Below are 24,210 nucleotides of genomic sequence, written 5' to 3' on the forward strand. Positions count from 1 at the left end.
GCAACGTTCGTGACGATCGCGAACCGCCCCTCATCCGCCGTGAGACGCGCGGAGTTAAATCACTGATTTGCCCGACGGCGAAAGCCGAATGTTTTTTGCGCGAGGGCTGGACGAGGCAAATCACCTTGGAATCGCTTGCATAATTTGCTTCGCCGTGCACGCGACTTTGGACCCTCATGGTGAGGAGCGCGCAGCGCGTCTCGAACCATGAGGCCCCGCTCTCGCCTGGAGCCCATCCCTCGAGACGCCGCTAACGCGGCTCCTCGGGATGAGGGCGGGGCCGCCGTTGCAGGGAACAGCCTTTGGTAGTACTTCTTTTGCAGGGCTAGTCACGCTTGTCTCTTCCGCGAGACCGCGATGACCGCGGCGCACCGATCCTGCCTCACTTCAATGAACTGCCGCCTTCGATTTCCGCGAGAATGCGGATCACCTCCGAGGGAGATGTGAAATGAAGGAAGCCGAGCACTTCTACGCGGCGCCCGCAACCAGCAGCAAGATCCCGGACGGGGTGGTCCGTTATCTTGATGGCACCGACCTGGCGACCAAAACCCAGGCGCTGCGTCTCTCGACGGTTGGTTCGGACGGATGGCCTCACGCTGCCCTGCTCAGTGCAGGCGATATGGTGATCGTGCCTTCTGGTCGCGTCCGCTTTGCGGTTTTTCCGCAATCGACAATGGCCTCCAATCTTGAACGCGAAGGACGGCTCACGATCGCGCTTTCACTCGATGGCGGCATTTGCGAGATGAAGCTCCGCTGTCGCCGCCTCGCCCACTCTTCTTCCGATGTGCCGCTGGCGTTGTTCGAGGCGGAGGTCGAGTCGGTACGCCAGCATGTCGCGCCATACGCGGATGTAACAGGCGGAGTCACCTTTGCACTGCACGATCCTCAAGCCGTACTCTCGCGTTGGCAACGGCAGATTGCCGCGTTACGCGCCGCCTGAAACCAATCCGAGCAATCGGGGGCAGAAATGCGTGCCTACAAGGACCTTCGTGAATTCCTGTCCGTCCTCGAGCAAGAACGGCAATTGCTGCGCATCCATGATCAGGTTCTTCCTGAACCCGACATCGCCGCCGCGGCTTGCGCCCTTACAGAGATCGGCGAGGACAGCCCCGCGATCTATTTCGACAACATCGCCGGCTACACCAGCGCTCGGGTCGCCATGAACATACATGGATCATGGAGCAACCATGCTCTCGCGCTTGGCATGGAAAAAGACGCCAGCATGCGCGATCAATTTTTTGAGTTCGTCCGGCGCTTCCAGCAATATCCTGGCACATTGGAGCGCGTTGAGACCGCGCCCTGGCAGGAGGTTGTCGTCGACAAGGACGTGAACCTCTACGAACTGCTGCCGCTGTTTCGTCTCAACCGCGGCGATGGCGGCTACTTCATCGACAAAGCCTGCACCATCAGCCGGGACCTGGACGACTGGAACAATGACGATGTCGAGAACGTCGGCATCTATCGCCTGCAGGTCAAGGGACGAAATCGCCTCGGAATCCAGACTGTGCCGCAGCACGATATCGCGATCCATATGGCTCATGCGGAAGCCCGCGGCCAAGACTTGCCAGTCGCGATCGCGCTGGGAAACGAGCCCATCATCACGCTGATGGGCGCGACGCCGCTGCTTTACGATCAGCTCGAATACAAGATGGCGGCCGTGATGCAGGGCGCGCCATACCGTGTCGTCAAGACTGCAAAGGGCCTGGATGTCCCCTGGGGATCCGAATATGTGCTGGAGGGCCGCCTGCTTTGCGGACAGCGCGAGACCGAGGGGCCGTTTGGTGAATTCCCCGGCTATTATTCGGGATGCCATAAATATCCGGTGATCGAGATCGATCGCGTGTCGCACCGCAAGGATCCGGTCTACGACGCGGTCTATGTGGGGCGGCCCTGGACCGAGCTCGACTTCCTGCAAGCCATGACGACGAGCGCGCCGATCTTCCTTCAACTCAAGACGACGTTTCCCGAAGTCGTTGCCGTCAATGCACTCTATACCCACGGTCTGGTGGTCGTCGTCTCGACAAAAATCCGCTATGGCGGCTTCGCCAAATATGTGGGCTTGCGCGTGCTGACCACGACCCATGGTCTCGGATACGCAAAAGTCGTGATCGTTGTCGACGAGAAGGTCGACCCGTTCGACCTCAAGCAGGTGATGTGGGCGATATCGGTGAAGGTAAACCCTGCGGGCGACATCGTGACCATCCCGAATCTCGCGGAGAATCTCCTGGATCCGGCCTGCAGCCCAGCTGGGGTTGTAACCAAGATGATCATCGACGCCACCACGCCGGTCGCGCCTGATATCCGCGGCGACTATGGCGAGGAACTCGACAAGCCGCAGCACACCGATCAGTGGCGGACCAAGCTCATAGCTCTGGCGAAGGAGATGCGGACATGACGGCGACAACCGCCGACACTCTTCCGGCCGCATGTCCGCGATGTCGATCAGGCAAGATCGAGGTCCGCAGCAAATCTCCCGTTGCCGGGGTCTGGACCGTGTTCGGTTGTCCGACATGCCTCTATGTCTGGAGATCGACCGAGCCGGAGGAGAACGTGAACCCGGACAAATATCCCGTCGCCTTTCGGCTGCGCCCCGAGGATCTTCCTAAGCTGCAGGTGGTTCCGCCGATCCCGCCGCGTCGATCATCCTCGTGAGGCCGGGCAGGACATTGGCCATTGTCATTCCGGGGCGATGCGAAGCATCGAGCCCGGAATCTATTTCTCCACTTGCGCCTGCGGCCCAATGGATTCTCTGATGTGCACTTGCACATCATAGCTCGCGCTGCGCGCGCCCCGGAATGACGGACAGTGAGAGTTTCTCGGCCATCCCTCGTGACGCCGCTTCGCGATGCCCGGAATGACACCTCGGGCAGTCCGGTAAGCGCGATTCCTAATGCGCCATCAATAACGGCAAGTCTGCGTGTTCCATGATGTGGCTGGTGGCGCCGCCGAAAATCAATTGCCGCAGCCTGGTCCTTGTAAAAGCTCCCTTGACCAACAGGTCGCAGCCGTCGGCCTTGGCCGCGGCGAGCACCGCTTCGCCGGTGCTGCGACCGTTCAGCTCGATGCTCATGGGCTCGGCGGCAATGCCATTGTACCGCAATTGCTTGCGCACCTGATCGGCCGATGGACCCGGCACATCCTGTCCGCCGATGACAGTCAACACCGTCACGCGTCCGGCCAGGTGCAATAGCGGCATCGCCAACGCGTTGGCGCGGGCCTGCTCGGTGCTGCCATTCCAGTGGATCATGATGTTGGTCGCGATCTGTTTCGGAGCAGTCGGCGGCGACAGCACAACAGGCCGACCGCTTTCGAACAATCCCGACTCGACCGCCCGCCGATAGAGAGGGTCCGTAGCAGCACCCGGCCTGCTCATCACAATCACATCGAACACGCGGCCATGGCTGCCGACGAGGCCCTCGCCCGGCGGCACCTCGGCGAACCAGCTATACCAAGGTCGGTCCGCGGTCATTTTCGCAGCAGCAACACCGTGCTGCTGCATGAAGGTCTCGAACAGCTCGCGCTCGCCCGCCGCCTCCGCTTCGCGCCGTACCCGATAGGTTTCCATGGAATAGCTGCTGGCCAGCCCCGCCACGACAAACTCAGGCGTGCCAAACCACAGTGGAACCCCCTCGATATAGGCGCCAGTGCGCCGCGCGAGCAGCACCGCCGTTTCGAGTGTGGATGTCATGGCCGGGGTATTTTGGGTCGGTACCAAAATCGTCTTCATTGTCAGCTCCCGCCCGTTGCAGATGAACGATGGTGCAGGCAGCCAAAACGGCAGTGACTATCGATATGCTAGACCTTCGGGACGGGATCGCCAACGCCGAGTGCATTGCGAAATTGATTGTCTGTAGTTTCGCATCATAGTTCGCGCCTTCGCGCCCCGGGAATGACGGAGGGAGCCCGTGGCCCATCCCTCGAGACGCCGCTTCGCGGCTCCTCGGGATGAGGAGTCATTCCGGGGCATCGCGAAGCGATGAGCCCGGAATCCATTTCTCCGCGTGCGGGTGCGGCACAATGGATTCCGGGCTCGCGCTGCGCGCGCCCCGGAATGACGGAGGAGAGAGGCGGCGCGCTCCCTCAATGGAAATCGCGTGACGGCGGCAGAATGCGGACGTTGCGGGGGTGGCGGATTCTTTGCGGGGAGTTTTCGCCGTGGTCGCGGCGATCGTCATTGAGGGGTTCGACCAAAGCCGGGCCGGCCGGCACGGCAGGCTTGGCGCTGAAGGCGTCGTTGGAGAGATTGATGAGGTCGTAGGAGCGATCGATCATGCGCTGCGCAACCAGGTGTGTCACCTGCTCCGGGCTGCTTTGGATATAGCCTTCGACCAGGATCAGCCGCGCGCCCATCACTTCTTTCCGGTATTGCTCCATCACCTTCGGCCACACCACGATATTGGCGATCCCGGTCTCGTCCTCGAGCGTCATGAACACCACGCCATTGGCGCTGCCCGGACGCTGCCGTACCAGCACCACGCCGGCGCAACGGACGCGGCGGCGGTCGTTGCGATGGCAGATCTCCTTGCAGGACACCACGCGCTCTTTTTCAAACATCGCGCGCAGGAACTCCATCGGGTGGCCTTTCAGCGACAGGCGGATGGTCTGGTAGTCGGCGACCACCTGCTCCTGCCGCGGCATCTGCGGCAAGGGTTTTGCGTTCTCGTCCGGCTGCTCGCGGGCAACAGCGGCTTCGAACAGAGGCAATGGGACATCGTCGGGCAGCCGCCGCACCGCCCAGAGCGCTGCGCGGCGATCGAGCCCGATCGAGCGGAAGGCATCGGCGTCGGCCAGCAGGATCAGCGCGCGCTTGGGCAGGCCGGTGTCGCGGGCGAAATCCTCCAGCGAGGTGAAGGGACGCCGCTGCCGCGCAGCGACAATGCGGTCGGCCCAGTCGATTTCTTCACCTCTCCCATAGGGAGAGGTCGCGCCCAACGGGTCGCGCCGAAGGCGCGCCCGATGACAGGCTCCAGCGCGGGTGAGGGGCGCAGTCTCTCGTGGGACCTGAGCCCCCTCACCCGACTTGCACATGGTCATGTGCAAGTCGACCTCTCCCCGCTGGGGAGAGGTGGGAGCGTGCGGCAACATCGCAGGTTCACCATGGAATGACGCCTGGATTTGCTTCAGCTTCTCCTCATCCGGGTCTTTCCAGTTGAAGCCGTCGATCTGGCGGAAGCCTAGCCTCACGGCACAGTGCTTACCGCTGCCCTCCTCCAGCGTGTTCTGGGCGAAGCTGAAGGATACATCGATCTCGCGGACTTCGACGCCGTTCTTGCGGGCGTCGCCGACGATCTGCGCGGGAGCGTAAAAGCCCATCGGCTGCGAGTTGAGCAGCGCACAGCAGAAGGCGTCGGGATGATGATGCTTGAGCCAGGAGGAGATGTAGACGAGCTGTGCGAAGCTGGCGGCATGGCTTTCCGGGAAGCCGTAGGAGCCAAAACCCTTGATCTGGTCGAAGCAGCTTCTGGCGAATTCGCCATCGTAGCCGCGTGCGACCATGTTGCCGATCAGCTTGTCCTCGTACTTGCCGATGGTGCCGAGATTGCGGAAGGTCGCCATCGAGCGGCGCAGGCCATTGGCCTCTTCGGAGGTGAATTTTGCGGCTTCGATGGCGATCCGCATCGCCTGCTCCTGGAACAGCGGCACGCCGAGGGTCTTGTGCAGCACCCTGTACAATTCGTCTGCAGGACCGTGCTCCGGTGACGGTGATGGATAGCTCACCTTCTCCTGCTTGTTTCGCCGGCGCAAATAAGGATGCACCATGTCGCCCTGGATCGGCCCCGGACGCACGATCGCGACCTCGATGACGAGGTCATAGAACTCCCGCGGCTTCAGCCGCGGCAGCATGTTCATCTGCGCGCGGCTCTCGACCTGGAACACGCCGAGCGATTCACCGCGGCACAGCATGTCGTAGACTCTCTTGTCGTCCTGCGGAACGGTCGCAAGCTCCCAGCGCTCGCCCTTGTGATCGGCGATCAGGTCAAAGCTCTTGCGGATGCAGGTCAGCATGCCTAGCGCCAGCACGTCGACCTTCATCATGTTGAGCGCGTCGACGTCGTCCTTGTCCCATTCGATGAAGGTGCGGTCGTCCATCGCGGCATTGCCGATCGGCACATAGGTATCGAGCCGGTCCTGCGTCAGCACATAGCCGCCGACATGCTGCGAGAGATGGCGCGGGAATTCGATCAACTCAGTGGCGAGATCGACCGCGAGCCCTATCATCGCATTCTTCGGATCGAGCCCCGCCTGCCGCACCTGCATGTCGTTGAGGCCCTTGCCCCAGCTTCCCCACACAGTATCGGCGAGCGCGGCGGTGACGTCCTCGGTCAGCCCAAGCGCCTTGCCGACGTCGCGGATCGCGCTGCGCGGACGATAATGGATGACGGTTGCGATGATGGCGGCGCGGTGACGGCCATAGCGGCGATAGACATATTGCATCACCTCCTCGCGCCGCGAATGCTCGAAATCGACGTCGATGTCGGGCGGCTCCAGCCGCTCTTTCGAGATGAAGCGTTCGAACAGGAGATCGACCTTGGTCGGATCGACCGAGGTGATGCCGAGCACGTAGCACACGGCCGAGTTTGCCGCCGATCCCCGCCCCTGGCACAGGATGCCCTGGCTGCGCGCGTAACGGACAATGTCGTGCACGGTCAGGAAATAATGCGCGTATTTCAGCTCGGCGATCAGCGCGAGCTCCTTGTGCAAGGTGGCGCGAAGCGTGTCGTCGATCTTGCCGCCGAAATAATTAATGACACCGGCCCAGGTCAGGTCTTCGAGATGCTGCTGCGCGGTCTTGCCCGGCGGCACCGGCTCATCGGGATATTGATATTTGAGCTGATCGAGCGAAAAGGTGATGCGGTCGGCAAAGCGCATGGTCTCGGCGATCGCGTCGGGAAAATCGCGGAACAGCCGCGCCATCTCCTGCGCAGGTTTCAGATGCCGCTCGGCATTGGCTTCCAGTCTTTTGCCGATCGCATCGATCGTCATCTTCTCCCTGATACAGGTGAGCACATCCTGCAGCGGGCGGCGCGCGGGATGGTGATAGAGCACTTCGTTGGTTGCGAGCAGCGGCACGTCTGCTGTCGTCGCAAGGTGATGCAATCGTGCCAGGCGCCGCTTGTCGTCGCCACGATAGAGAAGGCTTGCGGCGAGCCATACGCCATCAGCACGGCTTGCTTTCAGGCGTTCGAGCAGATCGAGCGACTTTGTCGTCTCGAAACGATGCGGCAAGGACAGCACCAGGAGCTGGTCTTCGGCGAATTCCAGGAGATCGCTCAGCTTCAGACGGCACTCACCCTTTTCGATCCGCTTGATGTCATCGCCGCGCTTGCCGCGGGTGAGGAGCTGACACAGCCGGCCGTAAGCCGCGCGGTCGCGCGGATAGACCAGGATGTCAGGCGTGCCGTCCATGAAGACGATGCGCGAACCGATCAGGAGCTTTGGCGGATGCGTTACTTTTGAATTTTCGAGCTCCTTGTAGGCGCGCACCACACCGGCGAGTGTGTTGTGGTCGGCAAGCCCGATCACGGGAATGCGGAGAATGCTCGCCTGATGCACATAGGCGCGCGGATCCGATCCGCCGCGCAGGAAGGAGAAATTGCTTGTGATGCCGATCTCGGCATAGTCGGGCGCCGGTTCCATTATGCGAAAAGCCCATGCACGAACCAGTTGGCGGGAATGGGCTTGCCGTCTTCGTCGATCAGTTCGCTGTCGTAAAGGCCGTCGCGAAAGATCCAGAAGCGCAGGCCCTGCTCGTCCTCGACGCGGAAATAGTCGCGCGTCAGCACCTTCCCGTCCCGCTGCCACCATTCCATGGCGATGCGCTCGGGACCCTCGACCCGCACCACCTGATGCGTAGCGCGCCGCCAGGTGAAGCGATGCGGCGGTCCATCCGGCACGGTGGCGAACGGCACCTTGATCGGCTCTGGCCTTTCGAACAGGCGCAGCGGACGCAATGGCGGTTCGCCCTCGGCGCGCGCGGGCCAGGCGGCTTGCGAGGCCGCGGCCAGATGATGCTGCGCAGGGGCGGCAAGCGCCGCGCGCTCGGGGATATGGGTATCCTCCGGCAGGTACACGACCACGCGCTTGCCGCCGATGCGGGCGGCGATGCGGTCGATCAGCGCGGCAAGCTCGTCATTGTCATGGACATGGGCATCGAGATCGCGCTGCTGCTGCACCACGATCTCGGTACGACCAGCCGACAGGCGGATCAGGTCGAAGCCGAAGCCGGGATCGAGGGGATCGCTCAGTGCATCGAGCCGCTCGCGGAACAGGCGGTCGATCACCTCGGGCTTCGTGACCGCGCGCCCAGTCTCGACGGCAAGCGTGCGCACCGCGCCGTCGGTGCGGAAGAAGCCTGCTTCCAGCTTCCGCGCGCCCTTGCCCTGCTTGTCCATCGCCTGGACCAGCATCTTGGCGAGGTTCTGCAGCGTCAGCGCGATCATGGGCTCGGTTGTGACCGGCTCGGGAAACCGCTTTTCGACGATGTAGTCAGGCAATGGCTTGCGCGGGCTGATCGGCGCATCGCCCTGCCCCAGCGCGTGCGCGAGCCGCGTGGTGAAGGCAGCGCCGAAACGCGCCGCGATCTCATGGCGCGCGCGGGCAGCAACATCGCCGATGGTCTTCAAGCCGGCGCGGCGCAGGCCCTTGGTGATCGTCTCATCGGCGCCCAATGCCGAGATCGGCAAAGGGCTGACAGCTTCGACCTCCGCACCATCCTCGATGATCCTGCCTGACGAATGCCGCGTCAGCGTACGGGCGCAAACCGAGGTGGCTGCGATCGCGCCGCTGACGGCAAAGCCGCGCCGACTGAGCGCGCCGCAGATGATCTGCAGCATCGCGTGTTCGCCGCCGAACAGATGGGCGCAGCCGGTGATATCGAGGAAGAGACCGTAGGGCGGATCGAGCGCCACCAGAGGTGTGAAGCGGTCGCACCAGTCGGCGATGTCATTGAGCGTTTTGGCATCCGCGACCTCGTCGGCATCATAGACCGTCAGTTCCGGGCAGATCGCGCGGGCATTGGCGAGTGGCAGGCCAGTCGACAGCCCGCTTCGCGCGGCGATGTCGTCGAGAGAGTGGATCACCAGCGCGTTGTGCTCCTTGATGACGACAACGCTGGGGATCTCTTTCTTCACCTCTCCCATAGGGAGAGGTCGGATCGCATCGTTAGATGCGATCCGGGTGAGGGGTGCGGTCTCTCGCGGGACCTGAGCCCCCTCACCCGACTTGCACATGGCCATGTGCAAGTCGACCTCTCCCCGTTGGGGAGAGGTGGGAACTCGCGGCGATACCGGTTCGATCAAGGAGACCGCGTGACTCGCGGAGGCACCCCCACCCCAGCCCTCCCCCGCTTGCGGGAGAGGAGGTGCGGCGTCCGTGTGGCGATCAACTGGCGAGGCGCTGCTTCGCGCCAGTTGCCGCTTGATCCGATCGATGGGCAGGCGCGGCAGCCACAGGCTGAGGATACGCCGACGGTTCACTGAAAAGGCACTCATCACATTTCCATTCCATGATCCATCGCCCGACCGGGCCATGACGGTTGCGAACGAGCTGCGCATCGAACAGAGGCGCGCCCCACGCGCTCCAACTGGCGCCCGGCGGCGAATGCGCCGCGCGCACGATCCATCTGGTTTCCGCGGTGGACGGAAGCGGCGTTGCGGCGAGGCGCAGCAGCAGCGCGGGGACGCCTGATGATTGCGCTGATAGCGTCAGCTTGCGGCTCGCGACCAAATCGAGCTGCTTGGACTCGCCCCAGACTTCCATGATGACGGCGCCTAACGCGTCGCAGGCGAGCGCATCGGCCGTGGTGCGCAAGGCATTGTCGATGTCGGCGGCGCGCACGGTGACGAGGAGACGCGGATCGAGGCCAAGCTCGGACAGACCGTTCATCGACAGCGCGCCGGATTCGGTTTCGGAAAAATCCTGCCGCACCCAGACCAGCGGCTTTCGCGCGGCAAGACGGCCGGCAAGACCTGCGATGAAACCGGTGGCGGAAGCGCCCTGGTGCCCCTCGGCAAACACCTCGTGCACCGCGGCTTTCGCGAGGCCGCCCTTGAGCATCGCATCAGCGCCGGCATGACCGAGCGCGATCCGCGGCAGCGGATGCGCTTCATTGGATGTCTCAATGCGCTCGATGCGCCCACGCAGGGACGCAAGCGTGCTCAGGCGTGCGCTCGTCATGCGCCGCTCCTTAAGGAAGATATCGGGGCCGCTGCCGGCTTCCGGGAGAAACTAGAAGCTGGCCCAATTGTTCATGGTATGTTCTAATATAAAGCCAACTGCGCGGGAGGAGTCAATCAGATTGGTAACGGGATAAATTCATGAATGAAATCAACTCGATTCATGAGAGCCGTCATGGCCGGGCTTGTCCCGGCCATCCACGTTCTTTCCTTGGTGAGGAAGGCGTGGATGCCCGGGTCAAGCCCGGGCATGACGAGAGCGGAGCAGATGCCATGCACCACATCATCCTGGGCAACGAGACTGATTTCGACGGCTGGCGCACGACGGCGCGGGCGCTGGTATTGAATGACGTGACGCCTGATAACGTGACCTGGACAGTGCGCGGCCGCGGGCCCGATCTGCCGGAAACAGCGGCGGCAGAAGCGCCGCTCGAGCCGCCGCATGGCACGTTCAGCGTGCCGGCCAAATTCGTCGAGCTGGCGAAAACCGCAATCCTGCATCGCGATGCCAAGCGCTTTGCCCTGCTCTATCGCCTGTTGTGGCGCCTGCGCCGCGACCATGACCTGCTCGACGTCGCCGACGACCCTGATGTCGCGCGCATCCATGCGATGGCGAAGGCCGTGCATCACGAGGCACAGCGGATGCGGACGTCGATCCGCTTCCGCGAGATCGGGCGCGAGCACAAATCGCATTTCGTCGCCTGGTTCGAGCCGCAGCATCATATCGTGGAACTGGCGGCGCCATTCTTCGCGAGCCGCTTCGCCGACATGCCCTGGTCGATCCTCACACCTGATGTCTGCGCGCATTGGGATGGACATGCGGTGTCGATCACCCCTGGTATCGGCGAGGCCGGGATGCCTGCAGGCAATCGGCTGGAGGAAATCTGGCAGCGTCATTACGCTACGATCTTCAACCCGGCAGCGAAGCAATCGAGGAACCTGCCGGAGGCTTCGACGATTAAGCCCACAAGCGAAATCGCCACGCCACCGGAACCCGCCATGATCCGCCACGCCGACCGACTGAGTGCGCTGCGGAAGGAAGCCGCCGATTGCCGCGCCTGCCATCTCTATGAGCATGCGACCCAGACCGTGTTCGGCGAAGGCCCGCAAAGCGCGCAGGTGATGCTGGTCGGCGAGCAGCCGGGCGACAAGGAAGATATCGCCGGAAAACCGTTCGTCGGTCCCGCCGGCCTGATGCTCGACCGCGCGCTTGACGAAGCCGGTATCGACCGCAAAAAGGTCTACGTCACCAATGCGGTGAAACATTTCAAATTTGTGCCGCGCGGCAAGATCCGCCTGCACCAGAAGCCGAATACGCCGGAGATCAAGGCCTGCCGCCAATGGTATGAGCGGGAACTCGCATCGATCAAACCGGACCTAGTAGTGGCGATGGGCGCGACCGCTGCGCAATGCGTGTTCAACAAGCTCACGCCGATCAACAAGAACCGCGGCCGCCTGATCGATCTTGACGACGACGTCAAGGCGCTGGTGACGGTGCATCCCTCCTATCTGCTGCGGCTGCCCGATGAGGATGCGAAAGCGCGGGAATATCAACGCTTTGTCGAGGATCTGAAGATCGCCGCGGAACTGTTGAGGAAACGCGCGCGGGCTGCGGCATAAGCATGGCCCCATGCATAGCACTGCAAATATCAAGCCGTTGATAACACTGATATCTATTTACAACCTTACATTGATGGACAATACTCCCCTATTACAGGGGGAGTTTGGGGCGTCTTGTTCACGCCAATGACGTTCCCATGCGGTCGACGCGCTGCCACGGCGCCACAGCCCCGGCGTCAGGCAGCGCGCGACCGCTCCTCTCCATCACACATCCATCACACACTTTCGCTACGAGCATGGCTCGTCATGTGAATGGTCAACATTCGTGTCGCGAGCGCGCGTGACAGACGATCATCGATGCAACACCCAAGCACCGTTGCGACACGCGTTTCATTCAAGCACACTACGGCTGTCATCTAACCTTCAAGTCAATGGTCAAGACTAAGGGCCTCCTTCCGTATTTCGACGGGGCCTCAGAATGACCGATTTTGCACTCAATACTTCAGTACGCGACGAAAGACCGATTCAGCCGGCTTCAAGGCCAAATCTCGATAAAGGCTTCAATCCGCTGACGATGATCCTCTTCTTCGGCATCCTCGCGGCGGGGTTGCTGTTCGTCGCCTACAGCATCTATTCCGACGTCGATGCCACCGGCACCCGCGTCACCACGTTCTTGCCCTACATCCTGCTGTTCGTTGCGCTCTTGATTGCGCTCGGCTTTGAATTCGTCAACGGCTTCCACGACACCGCCAACGCGGTCGCGACCGTGATCTACACGCATTCGCTGCCGGCCGAAGTCGCGGTGATGTGGTCGGGCTTCTTCAACTTCCTCGGCGTGCTGCTCTCGTCTGGCGCGGTCGCCTTCGGCATCATCTCGCTGTTGCCGGTCGAGCTGATCCTGCAAGTCGGCTCCAGCGCCGGCTTTGCCATGGTGTTCGCGCTGTTGATCGCCGCGATCCTGTGGAATCTCGGCACCTGGTATTTCGGCCTGCCAGCCTCGTCTTCGCACACGCTGATCGGCTCGATCATCGGCGTCGGCATTGCCAACGCGCTGATGCGCGGCCGCGATGGCACTTCCGGCGTCGACTGGAGCAAGGCCACCGAGATCGGCTACGCGCTCTTGCTGTCGCCGCTGGTCGGCTTCATCTGCGCCGCAATCCTCTTGCTCGTGCTCAAGATGATTGTGCGCAACCCTGCGCTCTATGCCGCGCCCGAAGGCAACAAGGCGCCGCCGCTCTGGATCCGCGGCCTGCTGATCCTGACCTGCACCGGCGTCAGCTTCGCGCACGGCTCCAACGATGGGCAGAAGGGCATGGGCCTGATCATGCTGATCCTGATCGGTACCGTGCCGACGGCGTATGCGCTGAACCGCACGCTGCCGGAATCCATGGTCGCCCAGTTCCAGAAGAACTCGGAAGCTGCCTCCAAGGTGATCGCGGCGAAGGGCGCCGGTCACAGCATCATCGGCGATCCCCGTCCGGCCGTGACGCAGTACATCTCGCTGCACCACCTCAATGAGGGCACCTTCCCCTCGCTCGCGGTGCTGGTGAAAGATGTCAGCGACCAGGTGACGAGGTACGGCTCGCTGACCAAGGTGCCCGCGGAAGCCGTCGGCAACACCCGCAACGACATGTACCTGATTTCGGAAGCGATCCGCTTCCTGATGAAGGACAAGGAGAGCGACCTCAGCAAGGAAGACGTCGCGACGCTGAATGCCTACAAGGCCTCGCTTGACAGCGCGACCAAGTTCATCCCGACCTGGGTGAAGATCGCGGTGGCGATCGCGCTCGGCCTCGGCACGATGATCGGCTGGAAGCGGATCGTGATCACGGTCGGCGAGAAGATCGGCAAGACCCACCTGACCTACGCGCAGGGCGCCTCCGCCGAGCTCGTTGCCGCCGGCACGATCTTCGCGGCCGACACTTTCGGCCTGCCGGTCTCGACGACGCACGTGCTGTCGTCCGGCGTCGCCGGCACCATGGCCGCCAACGGCTCGGGGCTGCAGATGGCGACCATCCGCAACCTCCTGATGGCCTGGGTACTGACGCTGCCGGCCGCGATCATGCTGTCGGCTTCGCTCTACGTGCTGTTCGCGAACGTGTTCTGAGCGGCAGAAACATCAACGACAAGGCCCGCGCGATGCGCGGGCCTTTTGTTTTGTCGCGAAGACCGCGTCACACACTCTGTCATTGCGAGGAGCGCAGCGACGAAGCAATCCATCTCTCCGCAAGCGGAGGCATGGATTGCTTCGCTGCGCTCGCAATGACGGGGAAGGACGACGAAAGGGCGTCACGCCGCGAGCGTGTTCTCCACCAGCTTGATCCAGTAGGACGTGCCGTAGACGATCGCCTCGTCGTTGAAATTGTAGGCGGGGTGATGCAGGCCGGCGCTGTCGCCATTGCCGCAGAAGATGAAGGCGCCGGGGCGCGCTTCCAGCATGTAGGCGAAATCCTCTGCGCCCATCATCGGCGGCATTTCGTGGACGTTGTTCTCGCCGGCGATTTCCTTGGCGATCTTGGTCGCGAACTCGGTCTGCGAGCGATGGTTGACGGTGACGGGATAGCCGCGCTCGTAAGTGAGGTCGATCCTGGCGCCGGTCATCTGCGCAACGCCGGCGACCACCTCATGGATGCGCTTCTCGACCAGCGCCCTCACCTCCGGCGTCAGCGTGCGCACCGTGCCGCGCAGCTCCGCGGTCTGCGGGATGACGTTCCGGGCATTGCCGGCGTGGAATTCGCAGATCGAGATCACGGCCGAATCCAAGGGATCGACGGTGCGCGAGACGATCGACTGCAGCGCCGTGATCAATTGCGAGCCGACCAGCACGCTGTCGATGCATTTGTGCGGCCGCGCGGCGTGGCCGCCATGGCCTTCGATCCTGAAGTCGATCGCGTCCGTTGCCGCCATGATCGGGCCGGTCCGGATGGCGAACGAGCCGACGGGAATGCCGGGGCCGTTGTGCATGCCATAGACCTGCTCGATGCCGAACCGCTCCATCAGCCCGTCCTTGATCATCGCGGCAGCGCCCGCGCCGCCCTCCTCGGCCGGCTGGAAGATCACAACCGCGTTGCCGGCGAAATTGCGGGTCTCGGCGAGGTAGCGGGCGGCCCCTAACAGCATCGCGGTGTGCCCGTCATGGCCGCAGGCGTGCATCTTACCCGGCGTCCTGGATGCATAGGGCAGATTGGTCTCCTCCTCGATCGGCAGCGCATCCATGTCGGCGCGCAGCCCGATCACCCTGATGTCGCCACTGCCGGCGGGTTTCTTGCCCTTGATGACGCCGACCACGCCGGTGCGGCCGAGCCCCGTCGCGACCTCATCGCAGCCGAATTCCCGCAGCCGCTCGGCGACGAATGCTGCAGTGCGGTGGGTATCGTACATCAGCTCGGGATGTTCATGGATATCCCGCCGCCAGGCCTGGATGGCGGGCTGCAGGTCGGCGACGCGGTTGACGATGGGCATGGTACTTCTCAAGTTGTGATTCAAACGTGTGTGATGTTTAGCATGCAAGCGGCGGTCCACCCAACAGGCGCAGCGCCCGGGTCATGCCTAATCGTCATGGCCGGGCTTGTCCCGCCTGCCGACGTCTGACTATTTGGACAGCAGAGAATGCGGGGATGCCTGGAACATTTTCGGGCGACGCGGTTGCGGACGGGTGGAAAGCAAGAGAATGCCTGGAAAGCTCGAGGGTGATTTCGACTATATCGTCGTGGGCGCCGGCACCGCGGGCTGCATCATGGCGAACCGGCTTTCGGCCGATCCGGCAAAGCGCGTGCTGGTGCTGGAAGCCGGCGGCGACGACAACTGGATCTGGTTTCACATCCCGGTCGGCTATCTCTTCGCGATCGGCAATCCGCGTTCCGACTGGATGTTCAAGACCGAGGCGGAGCCCGGCCTCAACGGCCGCGCGCTCGCCTACCCCCGCGGCAAAGTGATCGGCGGCTGCTCGGCGATCAACGCCATGATCTCGATGCGCGGACAGGCTGCAGATTACGATCACTGGCGCCAGCTCGGCCTCGCCGGCTGGAGCTATGACGACGTGCGGCCGGTCTTCCGCGGGCTCGAGGATCACTTCCTGGGGCCGAGCGAGGACCATGGCGCGGGCGGCGGATGGCGCATCGAGGCGCCGCGGCTGTCCTGGAAAGTCCTGGACGCCGTCGGCGATGCCGCGGAAGAAATGGGCATCAGGCGCATTCCCGATTTCAACACCGGCGACAACGAAGGCGTGAGCTATTTCCACGTCAACCAGAAGCGCGGTCGCCGCTGGTCTTCCGCGCGCGGCTTCCTGAAGCCTGCATTGCACCGGCCGAACCTGCGGCTGGAAAAGAACGTGCTGGTCGATCGCTTGATCGTCGAACAGGGCCGCGCGGTCGGCGTGCGCTTCATGCGCGACAATGAAATCATCGAAGCCCGCACCAAGGGCGAAGTGATCCTCACCGCCGGCGCGATCGGATCGGTCCAGGTGCTGCAGCGCTCCGGCATCGGGCCCGCCGAGTGGCTCACACCACTTGGCATCGACGTCGTGCTCGACAAGCAGGGCGTCGGGCGCAACCTGCAGGACCATCTGCAGCAGCGAGCGATCTACAAGGTCACTGGCGTGCGCACGCTGAATGAGACCTATTATTCGCTGTTCCGCCGCGGCCTGATGGGCCTCGACTACGCGCTGCGCCGGCGCGGGCCGCTAACGATGGCGCCGTCGCAACTCGGCATCTTCACCCGTTCCGATCCGCGCCGCGAGCGCGCCAACATCCAGTTCCACGTGCAGCCACTGTCGCTCGACAAGTTCGGCGATCCCCTGCACCGCTTCCCCGCGATCACCGTGAGCGCCTGCAACCTGCAGCCGACGTCGCGCGGCACCGTGCGCATCCGCTCGGCCCAGCCTGACGAGAAACCGTCGATCGCACCGAATTATCTTTCGACCGATGAGGACCGCCAGGTCGCAGCCGACGCGATCCGCACCACGCGGCGCCTGATGAAGCAGAAAGCGCTTGCGCAATATCGGCCGGAGGAATTCCTGCCCGGCCCCTCTGTGGGCGATGACGATGCATCGCTGGCAAAAGCCGCCGGCGATATCGGCACCACGATCTTCCACCCCGTCGGCACCGCGAAGATGGGCACGGCCAGCGACCCGATGGCCGTGGTCGACGAACGCCTGCGCTTCTTTGGGCTTGCGGGCTTGCGCGTGGCCGACGCGTCCGTGATGCCGACGATCACTTCGGGCAACACAAACACGCCGACCGCGATGATCGCGGAGAAGGCCGCTGCGATGATTTTGGAGGACGGGCGGTAACCCATCTCGTTCTGTGCGCCGAATTCGCCTTTGGCAGCAGCCATTGACCAAATCCTATAGGTATATTACTATATAAAAGTGAATGATGCGTTGCGCGAGATTAAGCCTGCCATTTTCGTGGGCTCGAGCCAGAAGGACTTGCGGGCCTTTCCTTCAGCCGTCCGAAGCGAGATCGGTCAATCGCTTTTCGAAGCGCAACTGGGCGAGCATCCACGCAACGCCAAGCCCTTGAAGGGCCTGGGCGGCGTACTAGAGATTCGAGACAATTTTGACGGCGACACTTACCGAGCCGTCTACACGGTCCGGTTCGAAGGCGTCCTGTACGTCCTGCATGCGTTCCAAAAGAAATCCACAAGTGGGATCGCCACACCGCAACGACATATGGATTTGATCCGGCAGCGTCTACGCGACGCGGAGGCTATCCACAAGGCAACCAAGGGAGACTAGCGATGAGCGCCAAGAAAAAAGTGCCCGCCCATACCAAGGGCTCCGGCAACATTTTCGCTGATCTCGGCTTGCCCAACGCCGAGGAGCATCAATTGAAGGCCGCGCTGGTGGTGCAGCTCAAGCGGCTGATGGCCGAACGGGAGTTGACTCAGACCGAGGCCGCCAAGCTGGTCGAAATGAAACAGCCCGACCTCTCGAAACTCCTGCGGGGTCACCTCAAGCTCGCATCCGTGGAAAAACTGATGCGGATGCTCACTGCTTTCGACCAGGACGTGGAAATCAGGCTGAAGCCGCATCGTAAGCGCGGCGAGGCAGGCCGGATCACGCTTGTTTCTGCGGTGTAGAATGTATGCTCAGTCAGCGCCGCATCTCGATCGGCTCTGCAGATACGCGCATTGCGCTGGTGCAATGGGGCGAGGAAGGCTCGCACCGGCCGCCCGCACTTCTGCTGCATGGCACAGGTTTCGTGGCCGACGTCTGGGATGACGTCGCGCGCGATCTTGCATCCGACTACACGGTGTATGCGCTCGATCGCCGCGGCCACGGCGACAGCCACAAGCCCGCGGCGAACTGCTATCACTTTCAGGACTATGCGCAGGACGTGTGCGCGGTCATCGAAGAGCTCGGCCTGCACGACATCTACGGCATCGGCCACAGCGCAGGCGCAACCGACCTGCTGCTTGCCGCAAAGCTGCTGCCGGGACGCTTCGCACGCCTGTTCGTGATGGAGCCGACCGTCATGGATCCGCGCGCCGCGCGCGACGGCGTGACGGGATTGAGCGAACGAGCAACCTCCTCCGTGCAAGGCGCCCTGCGCCGCCAGGCCGAGTTCGACAGTTTTGACGCGGTATTTACACGTTATCGCGCCGCGCCGGCATTTGCGGATTGGTCCGAGACTTCGCTCTGGGCCTATATCAGGCATGGCTTTGCGCCCCTGGAGAACGGAAGGGTACGGCTTCGTTGCACGCCCGAAATCGAGTCGGCGATCCTGCGCCCGATCTTCGAGGCCATGGAGCAGGTCTACGCCGGAGATGCGCGCGGCAATCCTTTCGGCTGGCTCAGTGAAATCGCTTGTCCCGTGCGCGTGGCCACAGCCGAAAAGTCCTGGCCGATCTACAAGGAGATGGCGTCACGAGCCGTCTCGCTCATTCCCGATGTCAGCGCGTGGAATTTCGATGGCATCGGCCATTGCGTGGCGCAGGAAGCGCCGCCAATGCTGTTGCAGGCCCTGCGGGAATTCGCGCGATCGGAACGATGAAGCCCGCTCACTGCAGCACCGGGCTAATCCAAAGCCGCGTCGCCGGTCCTCTATATTGAAACAGCCCAGAGCAACACGTTAGTTCGTTGCGAATATCCATTGTGGAGGAAGTTCAAATAAATGGACAAACCAACCTTACCGGAATTGACGATCGAGAAGCTATGCCATGTTGCGAATTGGGCCGCCGACTGCGCGGAACGAGCACTCCCGGTGTTCGAGGCGCGCGCTCCAAATGACGCTCGTCCGCGCCAAGCCATCGACGCCGCACGAGCTTTCGCGCGCAGCGGTGTACGGACCGCAGATATTCGCAAGTTCGCGTGGGGCGCACAGTCAGCCGCAAAAGATGTGCAAGATCCTGCCGCAGCTGCAGCCGCTCGTGCCGCTTCGACCGCTGCCGCGACGGCTTACACGCATCCAATCGCGACATCGCACCAGACAAATCACATCTTGAGCTCAGCCGCCTACGCCGCGCATGCAAGGGCGCTTTCGGCCGGCGACGAACCCGGTGCGAGCGACGCTGAAATTCGGTGGGCGATTGGGCGTGCATCGCCCGAGATCAGGCAGCTCGTCCAGCAATTTCCTGCACGCGCCCCAAGCAAAGGGCGGTTTCACACACTGCTTTATCGCCTCGATACCTGCTTGCGGAGCTGATCGACGTACATGCGTCGAATGCTGGCCGGCCGAACACATCACGCAACAATTGAAGTTGCGAAAGATGCGAGAAGGCGTTATATCGTCGCGTAGCCGGGCGCGCTGCGCTGCCGCCGACGATCGGGCTCATGAAACTCTACAACTTCTCCTTCGGCCCCTATCCGCAGCGGTTGACCATCTACATCGCCGAAAAGGGCCTCACCGATATCGAACTGATCCGTTTGGATCCGCCGACCGACAAGACGAACTGGCCGCCGGCCTTCCTCAAAGATCTCACGCCCGCCGGTTCGTTGCCGATCCTCGTAGACGACGATGGAACGGTGGTCGGGCAGTCGCTGGCGATCCTCGAATATCTCGAGGACACCCATCCCGGCCCAGACATGCGCGGCAGGACGCCGGCGGACCGGGCGCGCACGCGGGAGCTCGTCACCGTCTTTGACGACGCGCTTTCGTTCTTCGCCCTGTGGGCCCGGCACGGCAGCCATCTGAACCGCGGCGTCGACCGAGAAAGTCGCGACGTCGCCGAGATCTGCGCTCCCAGCTATTTCCAGAAACTGCGGCTCGCCGAGCGGATGATCGGCGAAACCGAATTCCTGGCCGGCGATGCAGTGACCATCGCCGATTGCGTGGCGATGGCGACGCTTCGTTTCGTCGACGGCTTCTACGACGTGCCGATCCCGTCCGATTGCCTCCGGCTCTCCGATTGGTACGCGCGCTTCTCGTCGCGGCCCAGCGTGCCGGCCCACAACTTTCCTCCCCATCAGCACGCGCTCGCGCGTCATCTGATGACGCAGACCGGGATTTCGATCGAGCCATGAAACGCGTCACCCTGGAGAGCGCGCATGAAGAATGACACGTCCGCCGCTGTCGCGCCGGTTTCCGAGATCGTGCGCCACTTCAGCGATCCCGCAGCAGTAGCCCGCTACGCCGCGGATACGCCGCGCAAGGTCCCCGGTTTCGCCGATCTTCAGCGCATGGCGTCGCTGCTGCTCGCCGAACACGCGCCGGAAGCGGCTGATATCCTCGTCCTCGGCGCCGGCGGCGGTCTGGAGCTGAAGGCGTTCGCCGAGGCAAGGCCGCGCTGGAGTTTCACGGGGATAGATCCCTCGGCGGCGATGCTCGATCTCGCGCGCAACGTGCTGGGGCCGCTCGCCGCGAGGGTCCGGTTGATGCAAGGGTTGATCGAAGACGCACCTGCCGGCCCCTTCGATGGCGCGACCTGCCTGTTGACACTGCATTTCCTTTCGAAGCCGGAGCGCCTGCGCACGCTGCGCGAGATGCGGCGACGGCTCAAGCCGGGCGCGGCGCTCGTCGTGGCGCATCACAGCCGGCCGCGGGGCGGCGCGCTCGAATGCTGGCTGACGCGGTCCGTCATGTTCGCGAACGGCACCGGAGCCGATCCCGCGCAGGTGTCGGCCTCCGCCGCTTCCATGGCGCAGCGGCTGCCCATTCTGTCCGCCGAAGAGGACGAAGCGCTTCTCGCGGAAGCGGGCTTTTCCGACGTCGCCCTGTTCTACGCCGGATTTACGTTCCGAGGCTGGGTCGCAGCCGCCTGACGGGACACACCTTGCACGGCGCTGCTGCTCACGAAATCGTCATCGCCTCGCGCCAATAGACCGCCGCTGCCGGGAATAACCCCTCCCCTCGCCCAATCACATCTCCGCAGACCCAATCACGGGCGCATGGAGAACTGCGATGAGCGAGTTCGATCACGACCACAGGGACGAAGAGCGCGGCGTGAGCCGCCGCAGGGTGCTGGAGTGCATGACCTGGGCGGGCACCGGCGTGCTCTGGACAGTGGCGGGCGGCGTGCCGCGCTCGCTCGGCATGGTCGGTTCTGCGCAAGCCGCCGAGGCTTCCGGCATGACCTTCCTGCAGATCAGCGACAGCCATGTCGGCTTCGACAAGGCCGCCAATCCGAACGCGCTCGGCACGCTGGAAGAAGCGATCGGCAAGATCAACGCCATGCCGGCGAAGCCCTCCTTCATGATCCACACCGGCGACATCACACATCTGTCGAAGGCCGCCGAATTCGACAATGCCGAGCGCGTCATCTCACAGGCCAAGCTCGACGTGCATTACGTGCCGGGCGAGCACGACCTGATCGACGAGGAGGTCAAGCTCTACAAGGAGCGCTACGGCCGCGGCACCAGGGGCGCCGGCTGGTATTCGTTCGACGCCGGCGGCGTGCACTTCGTCGGCCTCGTCAATGTCGTCGACCTCAAGGCCGGAGGCCTGGGCAATCTCGGCGCCGAGCAGCTCGAATGGCTCGAGGACGATCTGAAGGGCCGCTCGAAATCGACCCCGATCGTGCTGTTCGCCCACATCCCGCTGTGGACCGTCTATCCGACCTGGGGCTGGGGCACCGAGGACGGCGCACGCGCGCTGGAATATGTGAAGGGTTTCGGCTCGGTGACCGTGCTGAACGGGCACATCCACCAGGTGATGCAGAAGGTCGAAGGCAACGTCACCTTCCACACCGCGCGCTCGACCGCCTTCCCGCAGCCGGCGCCGGGCACTGCGCCCTCGCCGGGTCCGATGAAGGTCGAGGATGCCAAGCTGCGCAGCGTGCTCGGCATCGCCAGCGTCAACTTCAAGCAGGGGCAGGAGCGCCTCGCCATCATCGACACGCCGCTGCAGGGCTGAAGAGGAAATCGGTTCATGAGCACGATCAATCGCCGTGACTTCGGCATCGCCGTCGCCGCGGCCATGCTGCTCCGCGCCACCGCTGCGCGCGCCGCCGATATGGAAGTGCATATCGACAATTTCGTTTTCCAGCCCGCGCAGCTCGACGTGAAGGTCGGCACGACCGTCACCTGGACCAATCGCGACGACATTCCGCACACGGTGGTATGCGCGGGAAAATTCAGGTCGAAGCCCATGGACACCGACGGCAGTTTTTCATTCACCTTCACGGAGGCCGGCGAGTACAAATATTTTTGTTCCCTGCACCCGCACATGACAGGCATGATCAGGGTCGAGTAAGTTGACGATCTCTGCCAGCGCACCTCTGCCCGGCCGGCGGATCGACACCGGCCGGGCCAAGACACGGGCCAAGACATTCGCCGCACAAACCGGGCATGAGGCGATGAGAGCGTCGGAGGACAATCCCGAGAAGGCGCGGCGCTTTCGCGAGGCCGCACTGCCTTATCTCGACGATGCCTACACACTGGCACGCTATCTCCTGCGGGACGCCAGCGATGCCGAAGATGCGGTGCAGGAATGTTTCCTGCGCGCCTACAAGCATTTCGACAGCTATCGCGGGCCGGCAATGAAGCCTTGGCTGTTCGCGATCCTGCGCAATGTCTGCCGCGCCGAATATGCGCGGCGCGCGGGCATCAAGACCGGCGCGATCGAGGATGTCGCTGGTAGCTCGGAGGCAACCCCGCTCTGGCGCGAGGCGCCGGAGACGCCGGAAACGCAGATGCTGCGCGAGAAGGATTCCGCGGCAATTCGCCGATTGATCGCGGCGCTCGCCGAACCGTTTCGCGAGACCTTCGTGCTCCGGGAAATCCAGAACCTTTCTTACCGCCAGATCGCCGATGTTGCGGCCGTGCCCGTCGGCACCGTGATGTCGCGACTTGCCCGCGCCCGCGCGATGCTGCGCTCGGCGTGGCTTGCGGAACAGGAGCAAGCAAAATGACCTGCGAGGAAGCCGAGGTGCTGCTTCAGGCGCTGATCGACGGCGAGCTCGACGCGGGACATGCGCGCGAGGTCGAGGACCACGTCGCAGGCTGCCCGCGCTGCACGGAGCTGGCGAAAGACTATCGCGCGATCAGCCGCATGATCGCGGAAAAAGGTGCAAGCTACACTGCGCCGCTCGAGCTGCGCCGGCGCATCGAGGCCGCGCTGCCGCAGCCGAAGGTTGCCCCAAGTCGCCGCGCGGTGCTGCGCGGCTTCGCGCTGGGATCGGCGGTCTCCGCGATGGCTGCCACCGGTCTCGTCGCCGTCATCCTGCGCAGCGACGACGAGGCGCGCGTCCAGTCGGAACTGGTCTCGGCGCATCTGCGCTCGCTGCAGGCCGGCCATCTCACCGACGTGCTTTCCACCGACCAGCACACGGTCAAGCCGTGGTTCAACGGCAGGCTCGACGTCGCCCCGCCGGTGATCGACCTCACCGCGCTGGGCTTTACCCTGATCGGCGGACGCCTCGACTATGTCGACGCCCGCCCGATCGGTGCCGTGGTCTATCGAAGGCGCCAGCACGTCATCAACCTGTTCGTCGCGCAGACATCGGACACCGAGCGCCACGCCGCCCGGATGAGCCAGCGGCAGGGCTTCAACATCCGCCACTGGAGCGATCACGGCCTGAATTTCTGGGCCGTCAGCGACCTCGCCGCCGACGAGCTTGCCGAGTTCGGCGAGAAGTTCGAGACGGCGATGCGGACTCCGGCCACGTAGCCGGACGGTTGTGGGCGACTATTGCTGCGGAGGGTATCGGTCGAATACGGGCAGCTCGTGCGCGCGTGCCATCCATTGGACCCGCTCGGCGACCTGGACATGGATCACTGGCGGAACGACGTCAGGATCATCATAGGTTCCGCTCTGGACATCGATGATCCCGGGCAGCATCTGCTCGTTGACGTAGAAAAGACCGGTGCCGCAGTTGGCGCAAAAATGCCGGCGGCCGTGCTCGGATGATTCGTAGACCTTGGGCTGGCCTTGCGTCACCTTGACGGCATTGGCGGGATACATCGTCCAGCCGACCATCGGCGCGCCGGCGTGACGCCTGCAATCCGAGCAGTGGCAGAGGGCGTGCGTAAGGGCTTCGCCTTCAGCCTCGTAACGGATGGCTCCGCAATGACAACCGCCTGTGATGCGCATTTCAT

The 24,210-nt window shown here is 63.3% G+C and carries 22 protein-coding genes; 16 read left to right on the forward strand and 6 right to left on the reverse strand.

Features of this window, described 5'->3' with window-relative positions; translation table 11 throughout:
- Positions 1-448: 448 nt before the first annotated feature.
- The 3 genes from AC5ZG5_RS03040 to AC5ZG5_RS03050 are packed head-to-tail and all read left to right on the forward strand — an operon-like array spanning position 449 to position 2,652.
- Positions 449-940 (forward strand): pyridoxamine 5'-phosphate oxidase family protein, encoded by a 492-nt coding sequence (locus tag AC5ZG5_RS03040; RefSeq protein WP_456643000.1) that lies wholly within the window; start codon positions 449-451, stop codon positions 938-940.
- A gap of 27 nt (positions 941-967) precedes the next feature.
- On the forward strand, positions 968-2,395 hold the full coding sequence (locus tag AC5ZG5_RS03045) for a non-oxidative hydroxyarylic acid decarboxylases subunit C (protein ID WP_456643001.1): 1,428 nt from the start codon (positions 968-970) through the stop codon (positions 2,393-2,395).
- On the forward strand, positions 2,392-2,652 hold the full coding sequence (locus tag AC5ZG5_RS03050) for a non-oxidative hydroxyarylic acid decarboxylases subunit D (protein ID WP_130230697.1): 261 nt from the start codon (positions 2,392-2,394) through the stop codon (positions 2,650-2,652). The genes AC5ZG5_RS03045 and AC5ZG5_RS03050 overlap by 4 nt, the downstream gene beginning before the upstream one ends.
- 235 nt (positions 2,653-2,887) lie before the next feature.
- Here AC5ZG5_RS03050 and AC5ZG5_RS03055 read toward each other — a convergent pair whose 3' ends face one another.
- The 4 genes from AC5ZG5_RS03055 to AC5ZG5_RS03070 form a co-directional block, all read right to left on the reverse strand.
- A complete protein-coding gene (locus tag AC5ZG5_RS03055; protein ID WP_456643002.1) occupies positions 2,888-3,727 on the reverse strand; it encodes a universal stress protein in 840 nt (279 codons plus the stop codon).
- 353 nt (positions 3,728-4,080) lie between these two features.
- A complete protein-coding gene (locus tag AC5ZG5_RS03060) occupies positions 4,081-7,638 on the reverse strand; it encodes an error-prone DNA polymerase (RefSeq protein ID WP_456643003.1) in 3,558 nt (1,185 codons plus the stop codon).
- Positions 7,638-9,140, reverse strand: a complete 1,503-nt coding sequence (locus tag AC5ZG5_RS03065) for a Y-family DNA polymerase (RefSeq protein ID WP_456643004.1) — start codon at positions 9,138-9,140, stop codon at positions 7,638-7,640. The genes AC5ZG5_RS03060 and AC5ZG5_RS03065 overlap by 1 nt, the downstream gene beginning before the upstream one ends.
- Positions 9,141-9,381: 241 nt before the next feature.
- Positions 9,382-10,176, reverse strand: coding sequence for an ImuA family protein (locus tag AC5ZG5_RS03070; RefSeq protein WP_456643005.1), 795 nt, complete (start codon positions 10,174-10,176; stop codon positions 9,382-9,384).
- A gap of 272 nt (positions 10,177-10,448) precedes the next feature.
- Between AC5ZG5_RS03070 and AC5ZG5_RS03075 the strand changes: the two genes are divergently transcribed.
- Positions 10,449-11,795, forward strand: coding sequence for a UdgX family uracil-DNA binding protein (locus AC5ZG5_RS03075; RefSeq protein WP_456643053.1), 1,347 nt, complete (start codon positions 10,449-10,451; stop codon positions 11,793-11,795).
- A 418-nt stretch (positions 11,796-12,213) separates the two neighbouring features.
- The gene (locus AC5ZG5_RS03080; RefSeq protein ID WP_456643006.1) at positions 12,214-13,842 is read left to right on the forward strand and encodes an inorganic phosphate transporter; all 1,629 of its coding nucleotides are present in this window, start codon (positions 12,214-12,216) and stop codon (positions 13,840-13,842) included.
- 182 nt (positions 13,843-14,024) lie between these two features.
- Here AC5ZG5_RS03080 and AC5ZG5_RS03085 read toward each other — a convergent pair whose 3' ends face one another.
- Positions 14,025-15,197, reverse strand: a complete 1,173-nt coding sequence (locus tag AC5ZG5_RS03085; RefSeq protein ID WP_456643007.1) for a M20 aminoacylase family protein — start codon at positions 15,195-15,197, stop codon at positions 14,025-14,027.
- 208 nt (positions 15,198-15,405) lie between these two features.
- Here AC5ZG5_RS03085 and AC5ZG5_RS03090 point away from each other — a divergent pair, with 208 nt between their 5' ends.
- From AC5ZG5_RS03090 to AC5ZG5_RS03140, 11 genes are all read left to right on the forward strand, one after another.
- A complete protein-coding gene (locus AC5ZG5_RS03090) occupies positions 15,406-17,025 on the forward strand; it encodes a GMC family oxidoreductase (RefSeq protein ID WP_456643008.1) in 1,620 nt (539 codons plus the stop codon).
- A gap of 78 nt (positions 17,026-17,103) precedes the next feature.
- Positions 17,104-17,472: a type II toxin-antitoxin system RelE/ParE family toxin gene (locus AC5ZG5_RS03095; RefSeq protein ID WP_130224289.1), complete on the forward strand. Its 369-nt coding sequence runs from the start codon at positions 17,104-17,106 to the stop codon at positions 17,470-17,472.
- Between the two features lie 2 nt (positions 17,473-17,474).
- Positions 17,475-17,816 carry a helix-turn-helix domain-containing protein gene (locus tag AC5ZG5_RS03100; RefSeq protein WP_456643009.1) on the forward strand — a complete coding sequence of 114 codons (342 nt, stop codon included), beginning with the start codon at positions 17,475-17,477 and terminating at the stop codon, positions 17,814-17,816.
- Positions 17,817-17,821: 5 nt separating this feature from the next.
- Positions 17,822-18,730, forward strand: coding sequence for an alpha/beta fold hydrolase (locus AC5ZG5_RS03105; RefSeq protein ID WP_456643010.1), 909 nt, complete (start codon positions 17,822-17,824; stop codon positions 18,728-18,730).
- A gap of 120 nt (positions 18,731-18,850) precedes the next feature.
- The gene (locus AC5ZG5_RS03110; RefSeq protein WP_456643011.1) at positions 18,851-19,381 is read left to right on the forward strand and encodes a putative immunity protein; all 531 of its coding nucleotides are present in this window, start codon (positions 18,851-18,853) and stop codon (positions 19,379-19,381) included.
- Positions 19,382-19,509: 128 nt separating this feature from the next.
- Complete coding sequence (locus AC5ZG5_RS03115; RefSeq protein ID WP_456643012.1) at positions 19,510-20,199, forward strand: glutathione S-transferase family protein; 690 nt, start codon at positions 19,510-19,512, stop codon at positions 20,197-20,199.
- 24 nt (positions 20,200-20,223) lie between these two features.
- Positions 20,224-20,937, forward strand: coding sequence for a class I SAM-dependent methyltransferase (locus tag AC5ZG5_RS03120; RefSeq protein WP_456643013.1), 714 nt, complete (start codon positions 20,224-20,226; stop codon positions 20,935-20,937).
- A gap of 139 nt (positions 20,938-21,076) precedes the next feature.
- Complete coding sequence (locus AC5ZG5_RS03125) at positions 21,077-22,027, forward strand: metallophosphoesterase family protein (RefSeq protein ID WP_028167161.1); 951 nt, start codon at positions 21,077-21,079, stop codon at positions 22,025-22,027.
- A 15-nt stretch (positions 22,028-22,042) separates the two neighbouring features.
- Positions 22,043-22,366, forward strand: a complete 324-nt coding sequence (locus AC5ZG5_RS03130; RefSeq protein ID WP_028167162.1) for a cupredoxin domain-containing protein — start codon at positions 22,043-22,045, stop codon at positions 22,364-22,366.
- A 103-nt stretch (positions 22,367-22,469) separates the two neighbouring features.
- Complete coding sequence (locus tag AC5ZG5_RS03135) at positions 22,470-23,024, forward strand: sigma-70 family RNA polymerase sigma factor (RefSeq protein WP_456643054.1); 555 nt, start codon at positions 22,470-22,472, stop codon at positions 23,022-23,024.
- A complete protein-coding gene (locus AC5ZG5_RS03140) occupies positions 23,021-23,782 on the forward strand; it encodes an anti-sigma factor family protein (RefSeq protein WP_456643014.1) in 762 nt (253 codons plus the stop codon). The genes AC5ZG5_RS03135 and AC5ZG5_RS03140 overlap by 4 nt, the downstream gene beginning before the upstream one ends.
- A gap of 18 nt (positions 23,783-23,800) precedes the next feature.
- Here AC5ZG5_RS03140 and AC5ZG5_RS03145 read toward each other — a convergent pair whose 3' ends face one another.
- The gene (locus AC5ZG5_RS03145) at positions 23,801-24,205 is read right to left on the reverse strand and encodes a GFA family protein (RefSeq protein WP_130224304.1); all 405 of its coding nucleotides are present in this window, start codon (positions 24,203-24,205) and stop codon (positions 23,801-23,803) included.
- Positions 24,206-24,210 lie beyond the last annotated feature (5 nt).

Source organism: Bradyrhizobium sp. Ses1, assembly GCF_059512365.1.

Coding starts and splice junctions, on each gene's coding strand:
- AC5ZG5_RS03090 (WP_456643008.1), top strand. CDS start 15,406: ATGCCTGGAAAGCTCGAGGGTGATTTCGACTATATCGTCGTGGGCGCC.
- AC5ZG5_RS03050 (WP_130230697.1), top strand. CDS start 2,392: ATGACGGCGACAACCGCCGACACTCTTCCGGCCGCATGTCCGCGATGT.
- AC5ZG5_RS03070 (WP_456643005.1), bottom strand. CDS start 10,176: ATGACGAGCGCACGCCTGAGCACGCTTGCGTCCCTGCGTGGGCGCATC.
- AC5ZG5_RS03080 (WP_456643006.1), top strand. CDS start 12,214: ATGACCGATTTTGCACTCAATACTTCAGTACGCGACGAAAGACCGATT.
- AC5ZG5_RS03040 (WP_456643000.1), top strand. CDS start 449: ATGAAGGAAGCCGAGCACTTCTACGCGGCGCCCGCAACCAGCAGCAAG.
- AC5ZG5_RS03055 (WP_456643002.1), bottom strand. CDS start 3,727: ATGAAGACGATTTTGGTACCGACCCAAAATACCCCGGCCATGACATCC.
- AC5ZG5_RS03120 (WP_456643013.1), top strand. CDS start 20,224: ATGAAGAATGACACGTCCGCCGCTGTCGCGCCGGTTTCCGAGATCGTG.
- AC5ZG5_RS03135 (WP_456643054.1), top strand. CDS start 22,470: ATGAGAGCGTCGGAGGACAATCCCGAGAAGGCGCGGCGCTTTCGCGAG.
- AC5ZG5_RS03130 (WP_028167162.1), top strand. CDS start 22,043: ATGAGCACGATCAATCGCCGTGACTTCGGCATCGCCGTCGCCGCGGCC.
- AC5ZG5_RS03065 (WP_456643004.1), bottom strand. CDS start 9,140: ATGGGAGAGGTGAAGAAAGAGATCCCCAGCGTTGTCGTCATCAAGGAG.
- AC5ZG5_RS03060 (WP_456643003.1), bottom strand. CDS start 7,638: ATGGAACCGGCGCCCGACTATGCCGAGATCGGCATCACAAGCAATTTC.
- AC5ZG5_RS03045 (WP_456643001.1), top strand. CDS start 968: ATGCGTGCCTACAAGGACCTTCGTGAATTCCTGTCCGTCCTCGAGCAA.
- AC5ZG5_RS03140 (WP_456643014.1), top strand. CDS start 23,021: ATGACCTGCGAGGAAGCCGAGGTGCTGCTTCAGGCGCTGATCGACGGC.
- AC5ZG5_RS03110 (WP_456643011.1), top strand. CDS start 18,851: ATGGACAAACCAACCTTACCGGAATTGACGATCGAGAAGCTATGCCAT.
- AC5ZG5_RS03075 (WP_456643053.1), top strand. CDS start 10,449: ATGCACCACATCATCCTGGGCAACGAGACTGATTTCGACGGCTGGCGC.
- AC5ZG5_RS03105 (WP_456643010.1), top strand. CDS start 17,822: ATGCTCAGTCAGCGCCGCATCTCGATCGGCTCTGCAGATACGCGCATT.
- AC5ZG5_RS03145 (WP_130224304.1), bottom strand. CDS start 24,205: ATGCGCATCACAGGCGGTTGTCATTGCGGAGCCATCCGTTACGAGGCT.
- AC5ZG5_RS03115 (WP_456643012.1), top strand. CDS start 19,510: ATGAAACTCTACAACTTCTCCTTCGGCCCCTATCCGCAGCGGTTGACC.
- AC5ZG5_RS03100 (WP_456643009.1), top strand. CDS start 17,475: ATGAGCGCCAAGAAAAAAGTGCCCGCCCATACCAAGGGCTCCGGCAAC.
- AC5ZG5_RS03125 (WP_028167161.1), top strand. CDS start 21,077: ATGAGCGAGTTCGATCACGACCACAGGGACGAAGAGCGCGGCGTGAGC.
- AC5ZG5_RS03085 (WP_456643007.1), bottom strand. CDS start 15,197: ATGCCCATCGTCAACCGCGTCGCCGACCTGCAGCCCGCCATCCAGGCC.